The 241-nt window shown below is 69.3% G+C and carries 1 protein-coding gene; it reads left to right on the plus strand.

Features of this window, described 5'->3' with window-relative positions:
* On the plus strand, positions 1–241 hold a 241-nt coding region (locus HMPREF0072_RS11585), incomplete at both ends, for an MFS transporter (protein WP_004830786.1).

The following is a 241-nucleotide window of genomic DNA, read 5'->3' on the forward strand; positions in this document are numbered from 1 at the left end:
GCTCTGCCTGAGCGCCTTCGGCGGTTGCTTCATCGGCGCCCGGCTGTTGTTCGCCAATAGCATCAACCGGCTCGGCGGCTTCCGCGTGGCGATCGTCTGCCTCGGCGTCGAAAGCCTCGGCCTGCTGTTGCTGTGGAGCGCGCCGAATCCCTGGGTCGGCCTGGCCGGCGCGGCGCTCACCGGCTTCGGCTTCTCCCTGGTGTTCCCGGCGTTCGGCGTGGAAGCGGTGAACCTGGTACCG

The sequence above is a fragment of the Anaerococcus lactolyticus ATCC 51172 genome, assembly GCF_000156575.1.
In the GTDB taxonomy this organism is placed as follows: domain Bacteria; phylum Bacillota; class Clostridia; order Tissierellales; family Peptoniphilaceae; genus Anaerococcus; species Anaerococcus lactolyticus.